Origin of the sequence: Kineosporia sp. A_224 (assembly GCF_002198655.1) — a bacterium.
Lineage (GTDB): Bacteria > Actinomycetota > Actinomycetes > Actinomycetales > Kineosporiaceae > R-H-3.
The window spans coordinates 15,905-31,906 of record NZ_MWLN01000230.1 but is presented as its reverse complement, the minus strand read 5'-3'; the positions used below and the strand labels follow the sequence as shown (position 1 = coordinate 31,906).

The window sequence follows — 16,002 nt, the reverse complement described above, 5'->3', positions numbered from 1 at the left end:
AGCAGGGCGGCCCCGGCCCCCGGCCGCACCGCCCTGCTCGGCCGACGGGCCGGCGCCCTTGTCACCGGGCACCTCGTCGTCGAGCCGCAGCGTCAGCCCGATCCGCTGCCGGGCGACGTCCACCTCGAGCACCTTGACCTTGACGACGTCGCCGGGCTTGACGACCTCCCGCGGGTCCTTGACGAAGGTCCGGCTCATCGCGGAGACATGGACGAGGCCGTCCTGGTGGACGCCGACGTCGACGAACGCCCCGAACGCGGCGACGTTCGTCACCACCCCTTCGAGGACCATGCCACGACGCAGGTCCTCGACCTTCTCGACGCCGTCCGCGAACGTCGCGGTGGCGAACGCCGGGCGCGGGTCGCGGCCGGGCTTCTCGAGCTCGCCGATGATGTCGGTGACGGTCGGCAGGCCGACGGCGTCGTCGACGAAGTCGGCGGCCTTCAGGGCCCGCAGCGCGGCCGTGTCGCCGATGAGCGAGCCGACGTCGCGTGCCGTCGCCTCCATGATCCGGCGGACGACGGGATACGACTCGGGGTGCACGCCGGACGCGTCGAGCGGGTCGTCGCCGTCCGGGATCCGCAGGAAGCCCGCGCACTGCTCGAACGCCTTGGCGCCCAGGCGCGGCACCTCCTTGAGCGCGGCCCGGGTGCGGAACGGGCCGTTCGCGTCGCGGTAGGCGACGATCGCCGCGGCGAGAGTCTCGCTGATGCCGGAGACCCGGCGCAGCAGCGGCACGGACGCCGTGTTGAGGTCGACGCCGACGCCGTTGACGCAGTCCTCGACGACCGCGTCCAGCGACCGCGACAGACGCGCCTCGGAGAGGTCGTGCTGGTACTGGCCGACGCCGATCGACTTCGGGTCGATCTTCACCAGCTCGGCGAGCGGGTCCTGCAGGCGGCGGGCGATCGAGACCGCGCCGCGGATCGAGACGTCGAGGTCGGGCAGCTCCGCCGAGGCGTACGCGGACGCCGAGTAGACCGACGCGCCGGCCTCGGAGACGACCGCCTTGATGAGCGTGGCGTCGCTCGTGCCCTGGAGCTTCGCGATGAGCTCGGCGGCCAGCTTGTCGGTCTCGCGGGACGCCGTCCCGTTGCCGATCGCGACGAGCTCGACGGAGTGCTTCTTCACGAGGTCGGCGAGGACGGCGAGCGAGGCGTCCCACTTCCGGTGCGGCACGTGCGGGTAGATCGTCGCGGTGTCGACGACCTTGCCGGTCGCGTCGACGACGGCGACCTTGGTGCCCGTGCGCAGGCCCGGGTCGAGCCCCATGGTCGGGCGGGTGCCGGCCGGCGCGGCGAGGAGCAGGTCGCGCAGGTTGCCGGCGAAGACCCGCAGCGCCTCGTCCTCGGCGACCTGCCAGAGCCGGCCGCGGACGTCGAGGTCGAGCCGCACCATGATCCGGGTGCGCCACGCCCACCGGACGGTGTCGAGGAGCCAGCGGTCGGCGGCCCGGCCCCGGTCGGCGATGTCGAACCTGCGGGCGATCGACTGCTCGTAGCTCGTCGGGACGGCGGTCGGGCCGTGCGTGGCGGCGCCCTCCGGGGTCTCCTCCGGCGCGAGGTCGAGCGTGAGGACCTCCTCCTTCTCCCCGCGGAAGAGCGCGAGGATCCGGTGCGACGGCAGCTTGCCGAGCGGCTCGGAGAACTCGAAGTAGTCGGCGAACTTCGAGCCGCTCTCCTCCTTGCCCTCGCGGACCTTCGAGCCGAGCCGGCCCTTGACCCAGAGCCGCTCGCGGAGCTCACCGATGAGGTCGGCGTCCTCGGCGAACGTCTCGACGAGGATCGACCGGGCGCCGTCGAGGGCCGCCTGCGCGTCGGCGACGCCCTTGTCGGCGTCGACGTACCCGGTCGCGGCAGCCTGCGGGTCGGTCGTCGGGTCGGCCAGCAGCAGGTCGGCGAGCGGCTGCAGACCGGCCTCGCGGGCGATCATCGCCTTCGTGCGGCGCTTGGGCTTGAACGGCAGGTAGACGTCCTCGAGACGGGACTTCGTCTCGGCCGACATGATCTGCGCGGCCAGCGCGGCGTCGAGCTTGCCCTGCCCGGCGACGGACTCGAGGACGGCGGCGCGGCGCTGCTCGAGGTCGCGCAGGTACTGCAGCCGCTCCTCGAGCGTGCGGAGCTGGGCGTCGTCCAGGCTGCCGGTGACCTCCTTGCGGTACCGGGCCACGAACGGGACGGTCGACCCGCCGTCGAGCAGCTCGACCGTGGCCCGGACCTGCCAGGCCTTGACCTCCAGCTCGGCCGCGATCCGGTCCTCGATCGGCGGGAGCACGGGCTTGAGCCCGGTGCCCGTCGTGGTCCCGGGGGTCGTGCCGGGGGTCGTCGTGATCGTCAGGGCGTCGGTCGTCGTCGGGCTCGTCACGGTCGAGCATTCTGCACTGCGGGTCGGGGGCGCCGGGCGCGGCCCGGCGGGTCCCGGGCGCGTCGCGTCCGGATGGCGAGACCGGACGGCGGGACCGGACGGCGGGACCGGACGGCGACGCCGCCGCAATCCCGTTGCCGGCCCTCCGCGGGCTGCGGACACTGCTGCCATGAGCAGCGTCGTCGTGATGATGCGCCCCCGGAGGGGGCGTCCACGCGCGCTGCGCGCCGCCCGGCCACGAGGCCGGTGACGGCGCACCGGTGATCGTCCGAGGGCTCCCGCACTGCGGGGGCCCTCTGTCGTGGGTCGTCGTCCGCGGAGCCCTCCTTCCCGAAGGAGAGCACGATGCAGGACCTCGACCCCTGGCAGGACCTCGACACGCTGCAGGACCTCTACGTCACGGCGTCCATCCCGTACGTCAACGGCGCCCCTCACCTCGGGCACGCCCTCGAGCTCGTCCACGCCGACGTGCTGGCCCGGCACCGGCGGCTGCGCGGCGGGGCCGCCCGGCTGCAGTCGGGCACCGACGACCATGCCCTGAAGAACGTCACAGCGGCCCGTGGGACCGGCGTCGCCGTCGACGACCTCGTCGCGCGCAACGGCGACCGGTTCGTCGCGCTCTCAGCCGCGCTCGGGGTCCGGCCGGACGCGTTCGTCCGCACGAGCCGCCATCCCGGCCACGCGGACGCCGTCCGGGAGGTGTGGCGGCGCTGCGCGGCGGCGGGCGACCTCTACCCGCGCTCGTACAGCGGCCTGTACTGCACCGGGTGCGAGCAGTTCTACGCCGCCGGCGAGCTGACCGGCGGCCGCTGCCCGGAGCACGGGACGGTGCCGGACGAGGTGACCGAGACGAACTGGTTCTTCCGGCTGTCGCGGTATGCCGGGGGGCTGGCCCGGCTCGTGGCGGACGGCGTCCTCGACGTCGTCCCGGCGGCCCGGCGCAACGAGGTGCTCGGGTTCCTCGCCGGGGAGGTCGAGGACGTGTCGGTCTCCCGGCCGGCCGCGCGGGCGCAAGGCTGGGGCGTACCGGTGCCCGGCGACCCGGGGCAGGTCGTCTACGTCTGGTTCGACGCGCTCGTCAACTACGTGAGCGGGCTCGGCTGGCCCGCGAACGGTCCCGACGACGGCTACCAGCGGTGGTGGGCGGGCGGCGCCGGCCGGGTCCACGTCGTCGGCAAGGGCATCGCCCGGTTCCACACCGTGCTGTGGCCGGCGCTGCTGCTCTCGGCGGGCCTGCCGCTGCCGACCCGGGTGCTCGTCCACGACTACCTCACCGTCGAGGGCGCGAAGATCGCGAAGAGCGGGGCGCAGGCGGCCGACCCCGCGGCGCTCGTCGCGTCGTACGGCGTGGACGCCGTCCGCTGGTGGCTCGTGCGCGAGCCGGCCCCGTTGACGACCACGGACTTCACCGTCGAGCGGCTCGTCGGCGCGCACGACCGGGACCTCGCGAACGGCGTCGGCAACCTCGTGTCGCGGACGGTCGCGCTGGCGCGGCGGCGTCCGGTGGCTGCGGGCCCGGGCCGGTCCGCCGGGACCGCGGACGCCCACGACCTGCTCGCCCGCGTCGAGCATCTGCCCGTCGCCGTCGATGCCGCCGTCGCGCGGTACGACCTGCGCGCCGCCTGCACCGCTCTCACGGACGTCGTCGCCGACGCCGGCCGCTTCGTCGGTCGCCACGAGCCGTGGCACCTCGCCCGGGCCGCGGCGGACGGCGACGCCACCGCGGGCGAGCACTTCGACGCGGTGCTGGGGGTGCTGCTGTCGGTCTGCACGGCCGTGGCGCACGAGCTGCGGCCGTTCGTGCCGGACGGCGCGGCCCGGCTCGAGGGTCTGCTGCGGTCGGTCTCCGGGCAAGGAGGCGACCCGGTCCCGCCGGCCTTCCCGCGGGTTCGCCCGCACGGCGCGGGGCTCGGACACCTGTGAGCGCACGGTTCGTGAGTGATGGTGACTCACGCAAAGCTGTTGCGCTGGAACGGGTCTCGCGGGGGTCAGACTGTCGGATCCCGTCCGTAGGGTTGTTCTCGTGAGCAGCGACGAGCAGACGGGTGGCGAGGTGCCCGTCAGTGAGCGGGGCGCGTCGGCGTCGTTTGGTCACGTGTCGGGTGAGTCGGCTCCGGTGCACGACCTGCTCGCCGGGATCGACGCGATCAACGCCGCGACCGCTGTCGTGCTCGAAGCGGCCCGGTGCGCGTGGTCGCTCTCCGACGGCGAGGCCCGCGACGTCGTCGAGGCGTTCACCCGGGCGATGGCCTCCGCGGAGGCCGCGCGGCTCGCTGTCATCAAGGTTCTCGACGAGCGACCAGAGGCTGTCCCTGGTGCCAGCGAAGGGAAGGTCGCGGCGGCGTTCCTCACCGGCCGGTTGAACGTGGACCCGGGGCGGGCGAACGCCGACGCCCGCGCGGCGCACGCCCTGGACGCAGACTCCGGGTCGTTGCCGCAGGTCGGTGCCGCACTCGCGGCGGGTGAGATCACCCGCGAGCACGCCGACGCCTGCGTCCGCGCGGTCTCACGGCTGCCGAAGCGGCTGCGGATCGTGCTGCTCGAGGACGAGGCCACCGGTGAGCTGAAGTCAGGGATGGAGATCGCCGACGCGTTCCTCGCCGAGCAGTGCCGCCGGTTCCCCGTCCGGGCCATCCACCGGCTCGTCGACGAGCTCGTCAGAGTCCTCGACCCGGACCGGGAGGAGGACTTCGACGAGGACGCCCACCTGCGCCGCGGCCTCTCACTGGTGAAGGACTCCACTGGCATGGGGTCGCTGCGGATGACCCTGACCCCGGCGGACACCGCGGTCCTGTCGGCGATGCTCTCGGCCGCGGGCAAGCCCCGACCGGTACGCGAGGTTCTCACCGTGGATGACACCGGGGTAGAGCAGGTGACGTTGGTGAAGGACGACCGGACCGTGGCGATGCGCCGCTACGACGCGGTGATGGCCCTGCTGCGTGCCGGCCTAAGCAACGGTGCTGGTGGTGAGTCGCCCTCCCCGTTGGTGAACCTGCTCGTGACGGCCACAGTGGGGCAGGTCGCTGCCGCGGGCGCGGCGGTCGAGCAGGTGCGGCGGCGGGCCGAGACGGCTGCCGGGGTTGATGTCGGCGTTGATGTCGATGCACCCGTCCCCGAGACGTTCTCCGGTAACGGATCCGCAGACAGGGCGGCGTGCCGGATCGGTCGGGCAGCGGGGTTCGCGACGCTGCACCGGCACGGACCGATCGGATCCCACCTGCTCGCCTACCTCGCGTGCACCGCAACCCTGACGAAGGTGTTGCTGGACGCGAACGGGGCGCCGCTCGACGTCGGGCGGGCCCACCGACTCGCGACCCCGGCGCAGCGCAAGGCCCTCGCCGCCCGGGACGGCGGGTGCGTCATCCCGGCGTGCCCGGTCCCGCACGAGGGCACCGACGCACATCACCTCCGGGCGTGGGAGCAGGGCGGCGCCACAGACCTGGCAAACCTGGTGAGCGCCTGCCCGAGACACCATCAAGAGATCCACGCCGGGCTGTGGCTGGTCGAGATCCACGACGGCGTCCCCTGGATCAGGCCACCGTCCTGGATCGACCCCGAACGCCGCCGAAGCCGCAACCTCCACCACCAGACACACGCCGCCGCGCAGCGGATCGGGCAACAGCTCCGCCTCGCCCTCGACGAGGACGCCGACGCCCGCGGCATCGGTCCGAGCCGGACCGGGCTCACCCCGATCGACCTCACACCCCCGATCTGGAACCAGGCACCACCCGACGACACCTGGAAACGCACCGCCTGACGCGCAACGCCCGCACGAGGCGCCGCTGCTGCCATGCCGCGCCCGGTTGCCGGCGACGCGTTGCAGGAAAACACGTTCCGGTCGCGGCCCGCCGGAGCCTAGGGTCGTCCGGGTCACGGTCCCGAACGGCAGGAGCACTCGTGCACGGCGACACGCAGCGGCCCGACGTGCACGACGTCGTGCCGCTGACGAACGCTCCGGACGTCACGGTCCGGGTGCCCGGGTCCAAGAGCATCACGAACCGGGCGCTGCTCTGCGCGGCGCTCGCCCCCGGCCGCAGCACGCTGCGCCGTGCACTCCTCGCGGACGACACCCGCGCGATGCTCGACGCGGTCCGCGCGTTCGGGGCGGAGGTCACCGTCGAGGCGGACGGGTCCGGTCCCAGCAGCGCGACGATCACCGTCACCGGCGCCGACCTGGCGCGCACCGACGCGGTCGAGGTGTTCGCGCGGCAGTCCGGGACGACGTCCCGGCTCGTGCTCCCGGCGGCCGCCCTGCGCACCGGGACGACGCTCGTCGACGGGACGGAGCAGCTCCGGGCACGTCCGTTCGGGCCGCAGCTCGCGGCGCTGCGGCAGCTCGGCGCGGCGGTCGAGGAGCTCGGCCGGCCCGGGTCCCTCCCGGTGCGGGTGGTCGCGCCGGCCCGTGGCGGGCGCGCCGACGTCTCCGGCGACGTGTCGAGCCAGTTCCTCTCCGGCCTCCTCCTGGCCGGCCCCCTCATGCCCGACGGGCTCCACCTGACCCTGACGACGGAGCTCGTGTCGCAGCCCTACCTCGACATCACCCGGAACGTCATGGCCGCCTTCGGTGTCGTCGTCGATGGGCTCGCCGTCGCGCCGGGCGCCTACCGGCCCGCCGACCTCACCGTCGAACCCGACGCGTCGTCCGCGTCCTACTTCTTCGGGGCGGCCGCGGCGACCGGCGGGCGGGTCACCGTCGAGGGGCTCGGCCGCGGCAGCGCCCAGGGCGACCTCGGGTTCGTCGACCTGCTCGAGCGGATGGGCGCGACGGTCGAGCGCGGCACCGACCGGACGACGGTCACCGGGCCCGCGCAGCTGCGCGGCATCGACGCCGACCTGCGCCACGTGTCCGACACCGCGCAGACCCTGGCGGCCGTGGCGGTCGGCGCCGACGGCCCGACCAGGGTCCGGGGCATCGGCTTCGTCCGGGGCAAGGAGACCGACCGGATCCGGGCCGTCGTCACCGAGCTGAGGCGCGCGGGGATCGACGCCGTCGAGCACGACGACGGGTTCACCGTGGTCCCCGGGGTCCCCCGCCCCACGGTCTTCCACACGTACGAGGACCACCGGATGGCGATGAGCCTCGCCCTGCTCGGGCTGCGTCACCCCGGCGTCGCGCTCGCCGACCCCGGCTGCGTCGTGAAGACCTACCCCTGCTTCTTCGACGACCTCCGGGCCCTGCGGGCCTGACGCCCGACCCGACCCCCCGCGCCGCGTCAGCCCGGCCGGAACGCCGTCTGCGAGTGCGGGAACCGGGAGAACGCGAGCACCTTCGTCGGGCGGACCCGGAACACGTCCGCGTGGTCCGCGATCCCCCGGTCGCCGTCACCCGCGCCCTCGTCCGGAGAGCCGTCGGGGCCGACCTCCGCAGAGCCGTCGGGGCCGCCGTCCGCGCCCGCGACCGCACCACCGAACCCGTCGGAGTCGACCTCGAACAGCCATGCGTCGCCGTACTTGAGGAAGTACCCGTCCGACAGCCGCAGCAGGGTCTCCCGGTCGAGAACTCGCTGGACGACCCCCTCGACGACGACGTCCGTGCCCGGTGCCCAGCGGTTCACGCCGGTCGTCACGGCGACGGCACCGTTGGCGCGCAGGTTGACCGCCTTCTGCTCGTCGCGCCCGGTGCAGAAGACGAACGCCCCGCGGTCCCACAGGCCGACGAGCGGGGTGACGTGCGGGCGGCCGTCGCGGCGCACCGTCGTCAGCCAGTACATCTGCGCCTCGGTGAGGATCCGCTCCGCGTCCGGCCACACCGTCCCCGGTGCGTCCGGCTCGCCGAACCGCTCGTCGACCCGACGCGTCATCGCCGGCCTGCCCTCGACTCCCAGCCCGTGCGCGGTCATGGCGTTCCTCCCTGTCGGTGGGTCCTGCCGGTTCTGACCGGGGCAGGACCGCCCGCTCATCGGCACGCAGGACTTGGGGCTGGGACGAACGCAGGAACCAGGGCAGGAACAGCCTCAGGCGACGACGTAGACCTTGCGGAGCGTCTCGTGCACCGTCCACGTCGTCCGGGCCCCCGCGGGCAGCAGCCCGACGTCACCGGGGCCGATCTCCAGCGTCGGGCCGCCCTCGACCTCGACCGTCGCCCGGCCGGAGAGGACGACGAAGATCTCGTCCGCCTCGACGTCCCGGCTCACGCCCGTCGAGTGCTGCCACACCCCGACCGCGACCGCGTCGCCCTCGTGCAGACCGAGCACCCGGACCTCGGGCTCCCCCGACACGACCTTGGTGGCGTCGAGCGGGTCGGCCTCGAGGGCGGCGTCGGGCAAGGCGGCGGCGCGCACGACGCGCGCGATGTCGGTGAACACGCGGCGAGGATACGCAGGCGACGCCGTGGGACGAGCACCGAGGGACGGCGTCGGACCCGGGTCAGGGGTCAGCCGTCCAGCCGGATCCGGACGAGCCGGTAGTCCGCCGTGAGCCGGGCGAGCGCCGCGTCGTCGATCCTGCCGACGTGCACCCCGGCGAGATGCGCCGCGAACCCGCTCGCCGCGAGCACCTGCCGCACGAGCGTCGTCCGGTCCGGGTCGTCGTCCGCCGGCCCGGCCCGACCGACGACCCCGTCGCCGGTCAGCGGGTGACCGGGCAGCCAGACCCGCACCTGCGGATGTGCGAGGACGTTGCGGTACCAGTCGCTCACCGCACCGAACCCGGCGACGCAGAAGACGTCGGCGCCGACGCGGGCGTAGTTGAGGGGCGTCCGCCGGGCCAGCCCGCTGTTCCGGCCGACGTGGCCGAGCACGAAGATGCGCCCGCCGACCGCCGGCCAGGCGTTGAGCATCCGGCCGGACCCGACCCACCAGGCGCGCAGCATGAACCGGTTGAGCACCCGGAACGCCCGCCGGCCGGGACTCGGCGTGGCGGGGTGCCGGGTGGTGCGGGTGTTCATCCCCCGGCCAGCTGGACGAGCTGCACCGTCAGCGCGAAGACCGCGAGCAGCACGTTGACCGCGAACGCGGAGGCCGCGAGCGCGCCACCGCCGAGCCGGGTCGCCCTGGCTCCGAGCACGGCACCGACGACCGCCGGCGAGACCTCGAGCAGGAGCAGCCCGGCGGCGACGAGCCAGCCGGTGCCGCCGGCCTCGCTGAGCAGGTGCCCCTCGGCCAGACCGACCCACGGCAGCGCCGCCATCCCGAGGACCGCCCCGAGGACCCAGACGACGAAGAACAGCCCGACCATGATCCACGACCACCGGGTCGAGCGGGCGGCTGCCGGGTCCACCGGCGACGGCGCCGGAACAGGGGTCACGGGCGCACCGGCCGACATGGTGACCACCTCCCGTACGGTCACCGACGGGCTCCGGCGACCGCTACCTCCAGGATCGCCCGTCGGCGGCCCCGGGTCGAGGGGCGGACGTCACCTGCGCGCTCACCCGAGCCAGCGCACCTGGTCCGGCTTGTGCTCCTCGTACGCCGCCCGGCCCGTCAGGCCGGCGGGCACGCCGACCTCCCACCAGGACCCGGCCTCGGTCCAGGTGCTCGGGTGGGTGCGGCACACGACGACGGCCGGACGGCGGGTGGTCACCGCCGCCTCCTTGGCGCGCAGGTAGGCGGCGCGCAGGGCCTCGACGGTGCCCTCCGCCGGGACGTCCTCGACCGTCGCGCCGAGCGCCCGGGCGTGCGCGGCGAAGTCGACGCGCAGCCCGCTCGCGGCCCCCGGACCGCGGGCGTCGTCGAGCAGGTTGTTGAACCCCGTCGCCCCCTGACCGGTCTGGAGACGGTGGATCACCGCGTAGCCGCCGTTGTCGCAGACGACCGCGACGAACGGGTGCCCGGCGAACGCGGCCGAGTAGAGCTCCGAGTTGAGCATGAGGTACGAGCCGTCGCCGAGCAGCGTCGTGACGACACCGTCCGGGTGGGTCTGGGCCCGGGCGATCGAGGCGCCCCACGGCCCGCAGACCTCGTAGCCCATGCACGAGAAGCCGTACTCGAGGTCCATCGTCGCGCCGGAGACGCCGCCCGCGGGCGACACGGTGGTCGCCGACGACGCGGTGTCGCCGCCGGCGACGGCGCCGGAGACGACGGTCCGCCAGCCGCCGTGGATCTCGCCGGGGAAGCCGCCCGAGGAGACGACGACGTAGTCGGACGGCGTGCTCGCGTCGTTGACGACACCGAGCACCTGCGCGTACGAGAGCGACCCGTCGGGCGTGACCCCGGCCCGCAGGGTGTCGACGTGCGCGTCCCAGGCACCGCGCTCGGCGGCCGCGCGCGCCGTCCACGCCGGGTCGACGACCCAGCCGTCGAGCGCGCCGTGGAGCTCGAGGAGGGTCTCCCGGGCGTCGCCGACGACGGCGTGCGCGGCGTGCTTCACCGCGTCGAAGCGGGCGGCGTTGACGCTCACGAGGGTGGCACCGGCGCCGAAGACGGTCCACGAGGCGGTCGTGAAGTCCTGCAGCCGGGTGCCGACGGCGAGGACGACGTCGGCCTCGCCGGCGAGGGTGTTCGCGGACGTCGCGCCGATGATCCCGAGCGCGCCGCCGTGGAGCGGGTGGTCGTGGGGTACGAGGGTGCGCCCGGCGGGCGTCTCGACGACGGGGATCCCGTGCGCGGTCGCGAACGCGAGCAGCGCCGACCCGGCGCCCGAGTAGCGGGCACCGCCACCGGCGACGAGCAGCGGACGGCGCGCCGTGCGCAGCAGCCGGACCGCCTCGGCGACGGCCTCACGGTCGGGCCGCGGCCGGGGCACCCGGTGCACCCGCTCGGCGAACATCCCCACCGGGAAGTCGAACTCCTCGGCCTGCACGTCCTGCGGCAGCGCGAGGACGACGGGCCCGCAGTCGGCCGGGTCGGTGAGCACCCGGGCGACCTGCGGCAGCGTCGCGAGGAGCTGCTCGGGCCGGGTGACGCGGTCGTAGTAGCGCGACACCGCCCGGAAGGCGTCGTTCGCCGTCGTCGTCGGGTCGCCGTAGTGCTCGACCTGCTGGAGCACCGGGTCCGGCCCGCGGCCGTTGAACGTGTCGCCGGGCAGGAACAGCACCGGCAGCCGGTTCGCCATCGCCAGCCCGGCGGCGGTGACCATGTTGAGCGCGCCGGGGCCGATGGACGACGTCGCGACCATGACCTGCCGCCGGTCCATCGCCTTCGCGTAGCCGACGGCGGCGAGCGCCATCCCCTGCTCGTTCTGCCCGCGCCACGTCGGCAGGTCGTCGCCCGCAGCGTGCAGCGCCGTCCCGAGGCCGAGGACGTTGCCGTGCCCGAAGATCCCGAAGACGCCGGCGAACAGCGGCACCCGGGTGCCGTCGAGCAGCTCGGAGCGCTGGGCGACCATCCAGCGCACGAGCGCCTGCGCCGTCGTGAGCCGGACCGTCGGGGACGCGGCGTCCGCGGTCCGGGTCGTCGGGTCGGTGAGGGTCATCGTGCGCTCCAGACGGTCGGGTGCGGGTGCGGCTGTGGCAGAGGTCAGGTGCCCTCGGCGACCGGCAGCGCACCGGTCTCCGGCAGCGACAGGCCGTCGACGCGGCCCTCGGACGACGTCACGGGGCAGCGCGGGTCGGTCGCCGTCCCGGCCCACGAGTCGCGGATCCAGGCGTGCGCGGGGTCGTCGCAGAAGAGCATCGCGCGCTCCCCGGGGCCGGCCATGACGTTGAGGTAGTACATCGGGTACCCCGGGGCCGCGACGCACGGCCCGTGGTAGCCGTGCGGCACGAGGACGACGTCCATGTCGCGGACCTCGAGCCGGTCGTCGATGTCGGCCAGACCGGCGTCCTCGTGCTCGGGGCCGGTGTACGTGCGGTGCATCCCGAAGCCCTCGCGGCTCGGGGTGAGCTGGTCCGGCCCGGCGATCCGGTAGAAGTAGATCTCCTCGTTGACGACCGGGCACGGGGACGACGCGTCGTGCTTGTGCGGCGGGTAGCTCGACCAGTTGCCCGGCGGGGTGATGAGCTCGACGGCGACGAGCTTCTCCGCGTGGTCGAAGGCGCCGGGCACCCCGAAGTTCACGACCTGGCGGCTCGCCGGCCCCGCACCTCGGATGTCGACGGGCACGTCCTCGGCCGGGCCGTAGCGGGACTCGCGACGGCTCTCGCAGACCGCCGACGGGATCGCCACCTCGGCGCCGTTCGCGCTGATGAGGGTGATGAGCGAGTCGCGGCCGACGTACGCGAAGTCGGTGACCCGGGTGAAGACCGACGCCCGCCCGGTGAGGGCGTAGCGCGCCTCCCGGACCGCGGGCGAGGCCGCCGCGGAGACCTCGATCGTCAGCCCGCCGGACAGGGGCAGGACGAAGACCTCGCTCGTGCCGGTGCGGATCGTCCGGACGACGCCGGGCTCGAGCCGGACGACGCGCAGCCCGCTGTAGCCCCAGCCGGCCGACTCCGGGGTCACGAGGACGAGGTCACCGGACTCGGGGCCGGTCGCCGTGAGCCAGGGCCTGTGGTTCGTGCTGGAGGTCATGCCTGCTCCCCTTCCGTGGCCGCGCGCAGGAGGCGTGCGGCGGAGTCGACGGCGGCGCGCACGTCGCCGTCCGGAGGGTAGAGCAGGGACCTGCCGACGACGAGGCCGCGCACCACCGGCTCGCCCAGCGCACGCCCCCAGGAGACCAGGTCGGCGGCCGGGTCGGGGCCCGGCGCACCGCCGAGGACGACGCACGGCAGGGTCGTGGCCCCGAACACGGTCGCGGGGTCGTCGGCGGCCGGCAGCTTGAGCCAGGTGTAGGCGCTCGTCGTGCCCAGGGCGGACGCGATGCTCACGACCCGGGCGAGCGAGGCGGCGTCCTCGACGAGGACCGGGCGGCCGGCCGCGTCCCGGGCGTACGGCAGCGGCTCGACCATCGCCATGAGCCGGGCGGCCGCGAGGTCGGACACCGCCCGCGCGCACGCCTCGAGGGTCGAGGCGGTCGCGCCGTCCTCGTCGTCGATGCGCAGCAGCATCTTGCCGCCCTGGAGCCCGCACTCGACGATGCGGCGGGCGTCGTACCCGGTGAACCGGTCGTCCATCGTCCAGGCGGCGCCGTCGAGGCCGCCGCGGTTCATCGAGCCGATGACGACCTTGCCCTCGAGGGCCCCGAGCAGGAGCAGCTCCTCGACGACGTCCGGGGAGCCGAGGACGCCGTCGACGTCCGGGTGCGCGAGCGCCGTGACGAGCCGCTCGAGCAGGCCGCGCCGGTCGGCCATGGCGAGCGCGTCCCCGCCGGAGGCGAGCGCACCGCGGGCCGGGTGGTCGGCCGCGACGAGGAACAGGGTGCCGCGGCCGGAGACGAGCGAGGGCGGGCGCAGCCGCTGCGCGTACGCGGCGGCCACCTCCTGCGGCCGGGTCGCGCGGGTGTCCAGGAGCCAGCGCCACAGCTCGTCGGGCAGCCGGGACCCCGGCCCCGCGGCGCCGTCCGCCGGCCCGCTGCGGCGGGTCACGACGCTCACCGCGCCCGCCCCAGGACCATCGCCTCGAGCTCGTCGAGGGTCGGCATCGCGTCGGCGCAGGCGAGCCGGGTCGCGACGATCGCGCCGGCCGCGTTCGCGTGCTCGGCGATCCGCACCGGGTCCCAGCCCGCGAGCAGGCCGTGCGCGAGGGCGGCCCCGAAGGCGTCGCCCGCGCCGAGCCCGCAGACGACCTGGACGACCTGGGGCGGCACCGTCGTCATGCCGTCCGCGGTCGCGACGAGGACGCCGTCCGCGCCCTGCTTGACGACCGCCAGCTCCACGCCGAGGTCGAGCAGCCGGCGGGCGCCCTCCTCCGGGTCGCGGGTCCCGACGGCGACCTCGACCTCGTCGCGGTTGCCGACGGCGACGCTCACGTGCTCGAGCATCCGGACGTACTCGCGGCGCGCGGCCCGCGGCGACGGCCAGAACATCGGCCGCCAGTCGAGGTCGACGACGGTGTACCGGCCGGTGCCGGGCTCCGGCCGGCCGCGGTGGGCCAGCATGTCGAGGTGGGTCTGGCGGGACGGGTCCACCGACATCCCGGTCCCGGTGACCCAGAACAGCGGCACCCGGGCGACGAGGTCCCACGGGACGTCGGCACCGGTGAGCGTGAGGTCGGGCGCGATCGGCTGCCGGTAGAACAGCAGCGGCGGGTCCTCGGGCGGGTCGAGCGCGCAGAAGACGACCGGGGTCTGCAGGTCGTCCGCCGTCCCCACGTAGGCGGGGTCGACGCCGAAGCCGGCCATCGCCGTCCGTACGTAGTCCCCGAAGCCGTCCGCCCCGACCTTGGTGAGGACGGCGCTGCGCCGGCCGAGGCGGGCCGCGCCGACGGCGACGTTCGTCGCCGTCCCACCGAGGAACTTGGCGAACGACGTGACGTCGGCGAGCGGGACGCCGGACTGCTGCGGGTACAGGTCGACCCCGACCCGGCCGACCGCGAGCACCTCGACCGGTTCCGTGGCGTCCATCTCCCCAGCCCTCGTGTCTCGAGCCCGGCGACGGCGCTGCGGGCTGCTCCATCCAACCCAGCCGCACCTCAGCCTGTCAAGAGTTTGTCCTTACATAACGACCATGTGACTACCTGGCTCCGCGGCCCCATACTGGCCCCGTGTCCACCGACCCCGGCACGCAGACCGACGCCCCGACGAACCAGCTGCTGCTGCGCACGCTGGTGCTCGACCGGTCCAGCCCCGTGCCGCTCTACTTCCAGGTCGCCCAGGCGATGGAGGGGGCCATCTCCGACGGCCGCCTGCCGCCGGGCTCGCGCCTGGACAACGAGGTGCTGCTCGCCGAGCAGCTGGGCCTGTCCCGGCCGACGATGCGCCGCGCGATGCAGTACCTCGTCGACAAGGGCGTCCTCGTCCGCCGCCGCGGCGTCGGCACCCGCGTCGTGCAGCCGAAGGTGCGCCGTCCGCTCGGGCTCTCCAGCCTCTACGAGGACCTCAAGGGCAGCGGGCAGGCGCCCTCGACGACCGTGCTCTCGCTCGGCCCCGAGCCGGCCCCGGCCACCGTCGCCGAGGCGATGGGCATCCCGGCGGAGACGCTCGTGACGGTGCTCGTCCGGCTCCGGTCCGCCGGCGACCGGCCGATCGCCCGGATGTGCAACTACCTGCCGCACACCGTCCCCGGGCTCGCGGAGGGGCTGACGGCGAGCGTCCTCGAGGAGCACGGGCTCTACGAGGTGATCCGCGGACTGGGCATCCAGCTGCACGCCGCCGACCAGTCGATCGGCGCCCGGACGGCGACCGCCGAGGAGGCCCGGCTCCTCAAGGAGCCCCGGGGCGCCGCGCTGCTGACGATGCAGCGGATCGCCTACGACGACCACGGGCGCGTCGTCGAGTTCGGCAGCCACATCTACGCGGCGTCCCGGTACAGCTTCGAGCTGAGCATGCTCGCGGGCTGACCCCCGCGAGCACGCCCGGGTCAGGTCGTGATGTCCGGGTACGGCAGCGAGTAGCCGCTGAGCCGCTGCGCGTACTCGAGCTGGAAACCGAGCGGCTGCTCGTGGTCCCGCTCGAAGAGTGCGATGAACAGCGTCAGCGTGAGGAACGGGTGCGCGCCGAGCTCGAAGAGCCGCGGGTAGTCGTGCGTCGCGAGCGCCTCGCGCTCGTCGTCGGCGAACGCGAGCCAGGTGGAGCGCTCCTGCGAGACGCAGTTGAGGAGCCGGTTGGCCTCCTCGGCCTCCCACCACGCAACGGTGCCGCGCGGGTCCTCGCGGTAGCGCTCGACGAGGTCCGGGTGGCGGTCGACGGTGTAGAGGAACTTGTTGACGAGGTAGCGGCTCATCT

The 16,002-nt window shown here is 74.6% G+C and carries 14 protein-coding genes; 4 read left to right on the top strand and 10 right to left on the bottom strand.

Translation table 11 applies throughout. From position 1 onward, the window contains the following. Window positions 1-2,274 (bottom strand): Tex family protein (locus EDJALFJO_RS31130; RefSeq protein ID WP_369812592.1); only part of this gene is annotated, 2,274 nt, incomplete at its 3' end. A 435-nt stretch (window positions 2,275-2,709) separates the two neighbouring features. Here EDJALFJO_RS31130 and EDJALFJO_RS31125 point away from each other — a divergent pair. From EDJALFJO_RS31125 to aroA, 3 genes are all read left to right on the top strand, one after another. After that, the gene (locus EDJALFJO_RS31125; RefSeq protein WP_198950813.1) at window positions 2,710-4,287 is read left to right on the top strand and encodes a methionine--tRNA ligase; all 1,578 of its coding nucleotides are present in this window, start codon (window positions 2,710-2,712) and stop codon (window positions 4,285-4,287) included. 100 nt (window positions 4,288-4,387) lie between these two features. After that, complete coding sequence (locus tag EDJALFJO_RS31120; RefSeq protein ID WP_088290469.1) at window positions 4,388-6,121, top strand: HNH endonuclease signature motif containing protein; 1,734 nt, start codon at window positions 4,388-4,390, stop codon at window positions 6,119-6,121. Window positions 6,122-6,261: 140 nt separating this feature from the next. Continuing rightward, the gene (aroA, locus tag EDJALFJO_RS31115) at window positions 6,262-7,551 is read left to right on the top strand and encodes a 3-phosphoshikimate 1-carboxyvinyltransferase (RefSeq protein ID WP_198950812.1); all 1,290 of its coding nucleotides are present in this window, start codon (window positions 6,262-6,264) and stop codon (window positions 7,549-7,551) included. Between the two features lie 26 nt (window positions 7,552-7,577). On the opposite strand, the gene EDJALFJO_RS31110 is transcribed toward aroA, so the two are convergent. The 8 genes from EDJALFJO_RS31110 to iolC all read right to left on the bottom strand — a co-directional run bounded on the left by EDJALFJO_RS31110 (window position 7,578) and on the right by iolC (window position 14,682). Further along, entirely contained in the window at window positions 7,578-8,204 is a 627-nt protein-coding gene (locus EDJALFJO_RS31110) for a pyridoxamine 5'-phosphate oxidase family protein (RefSeq protein ID WP_198950811.1), read from the bottom strand. 114 nt (window positions 8,205-8,318) lie between these two features. Next, window positions 8,319-8,669, bottom strand: coding sequence for a cupin domain-containing protein (locus tag EDJALFJO_RS31105; RefSeq protein ID WP_088290467.1), 351 nt, complete (start codon window positions 8,667-8,669; stop codon window positions 8,319-8,321). Window positions 8,670-8,737: 68 nt separating this feature from the next. Next, entirely contained in the window at window positions 8,738-9,250 is a 513-nt protein-coding gene (locus EDJALFJO_RS31100) for a nitroreductase family deazaflavin-dependent oxidoreductase (protein WP_088290465.1), read from the bottom strand. Then, the gene (locus EDJALFJO_RS31095; protein ID WP_143448893.1) at window positions 9,247-9,636 is read right to left on the bottom strand and encodes a hypothetical protein; all 390 of its coding nucleotides are present in this window, start codon (window positions 9,634-9,636) and stop codon (window positions 9,247-9,249) included. Before EDJALFJO_RS31095 ends, EDJALFJO_RS31100 begins: the two co-directional genes overlap by 4 nt. Before the next feature lie 93 nt (window positions 9,637-9,729). Next, window positions 9,730-11,715 (bottom strand): thiamine pyrophosphate-dependent enzyme, encoded by a 1,986-nt coding sequence (locus tag EDJALFJO_RS31090; protein WP_088290461.1) that lies wholly within the window; start codon window positions 11,713-11,715, stop codon window positions 9,730-9,732. A 44-nt stretch (window positions 11,716-11,759) separates the two neighbouring features. After that, window positions 11,760-12,752 carry a 5-deoxy-glucuronate isomerase gene (gene iolB / locus EDJALFJO_RS31085; protein WP_088290459.1) on the bottom strand — a complete coding sequence of 331 codons (993 nt, stop codon included), beginning with the start codon at window positions 12,750-12,752 and terminating at the stop codon, window positions 11,760-11,762. Continuing rightward, entirely contained in the window at window positions 12,749-13,714 is a 966-nt protein-coding gene (locus tag EDJALFJO_RS31080) for a deoxyribose-phosphate aldolase (RefSeq protein WP_233150141.1), read from the bottom strand. Before EDJALFJO_RS31080 ends, iolB begins: the two co-directional genes overlap by 4 nt. After that, the gene (iolC, locus tag EDJALFJO_RS31075) at window positions 13,711-14,682 is read right to left on the bottom strand and encodes a 5-dehydro-2-deoxygluconokinase (protein WP_088290457.1); all 972 of its coding nucleotides are present in this window, start codon (window positions 14,680-14,682) and stop codon (window positions 13,711-13,713) included. The genes EDJALFJO_RS31080 and iolC overlap by 4 nt, the downstream gene beginning before the upstream one ends. A 140-nt stretch (window positions 14,683-14,822) precedes the next feature. Here iolC and EDJALFJO_RS31070 point away from each other — a divergent pair, with 140 nt between their 5' ends. Beyond that, the gene (locus tag EDJALFJO_RS31070) at window positions 14,823-15,617 is read left to right on the top strand and encodes a GntR family transcriptional regulator (protein WP_255392598.1); all 795 of its coding nucleotides are present in this window, start codon (window positions 14,823-14,825) and stop codon (window positions 15,615-15,617) included. A 20-nt stretch (window positions 15,618-15,637) separates the two neighbouring features. Here EDJALFJO_RS31070 and EDJALFJO_RS31065 read toward each other — a convergent pair whose 3' ends face one another. Then, window positions 15,638-16,000, bottom strand: a complete 363-nt coding sequence (locus EDJALFJO_RS31065) for a hypothetical protein (RefSeq protein WP_088290455.1) — start codon at window positions 15,998-16,000, stop codon at window positions 15,638-15,640. Window positions 16,001-16,002: the final 2 nt, after the last annotated feature.

What these genes read in the sequence shown, in the direction of transcription:
- EDJALFJO_RS31125 (WP_198950813.1), top strand. Translation starts at nt 2,710, where the DNA reads ATGCAGGACCTCGACCCCTGGCAGGACCTCGACACGCTGCAGGACCTC.
- iolB (WP_088290459.1), bottom strand. Translation starts at nt 12,752, where the DNA reads ATGACCTCCAGCACGAACCACAGGCCCTGGCTCACGGCGACCGGCCCC.
- EDJALFJO_RS31065 (WP_088290455.1), bottom strand. Translation starts at nt 16,000, where the DNA reads ATGAGCCGCTACCTCGTCAACAAGTTCCTCTACACCGTCGACCGCCAC.
- iolC (WP_088290457.1), bottom strand. Translation starts at nt 14,682, where the DNA reads ATGGACGCCACGGAACCGGTCGAGGTGCTCGCGGTCGGCCGGGTCGGG.
- EDJALFJO_RS31100 (WP_088290465.1), bottom strand. Translation starts at nt 9,250, where the DNA reads ATGAACACCCGCACCACCCGGCACCCCGCCACGCCGAGTCCCGGCCGG.
- EDJALFJO_RS31110 (WP_198950811.1), bottom strand. Translation starts at nt 8,204, where the DNA reads ATGACCGCGCACGGGCTGGGAGTCGAGGGCAGGCCGGCGATGACGCGT.
- EDJALFJO_RS31090 (WP_088290461.1), bottom strand. Translation starts at nt 11,715, where the DNA reads ATGACCCTCACCGACCCGACGACCCGGACCGCGGACGCCGCGTCCCCG.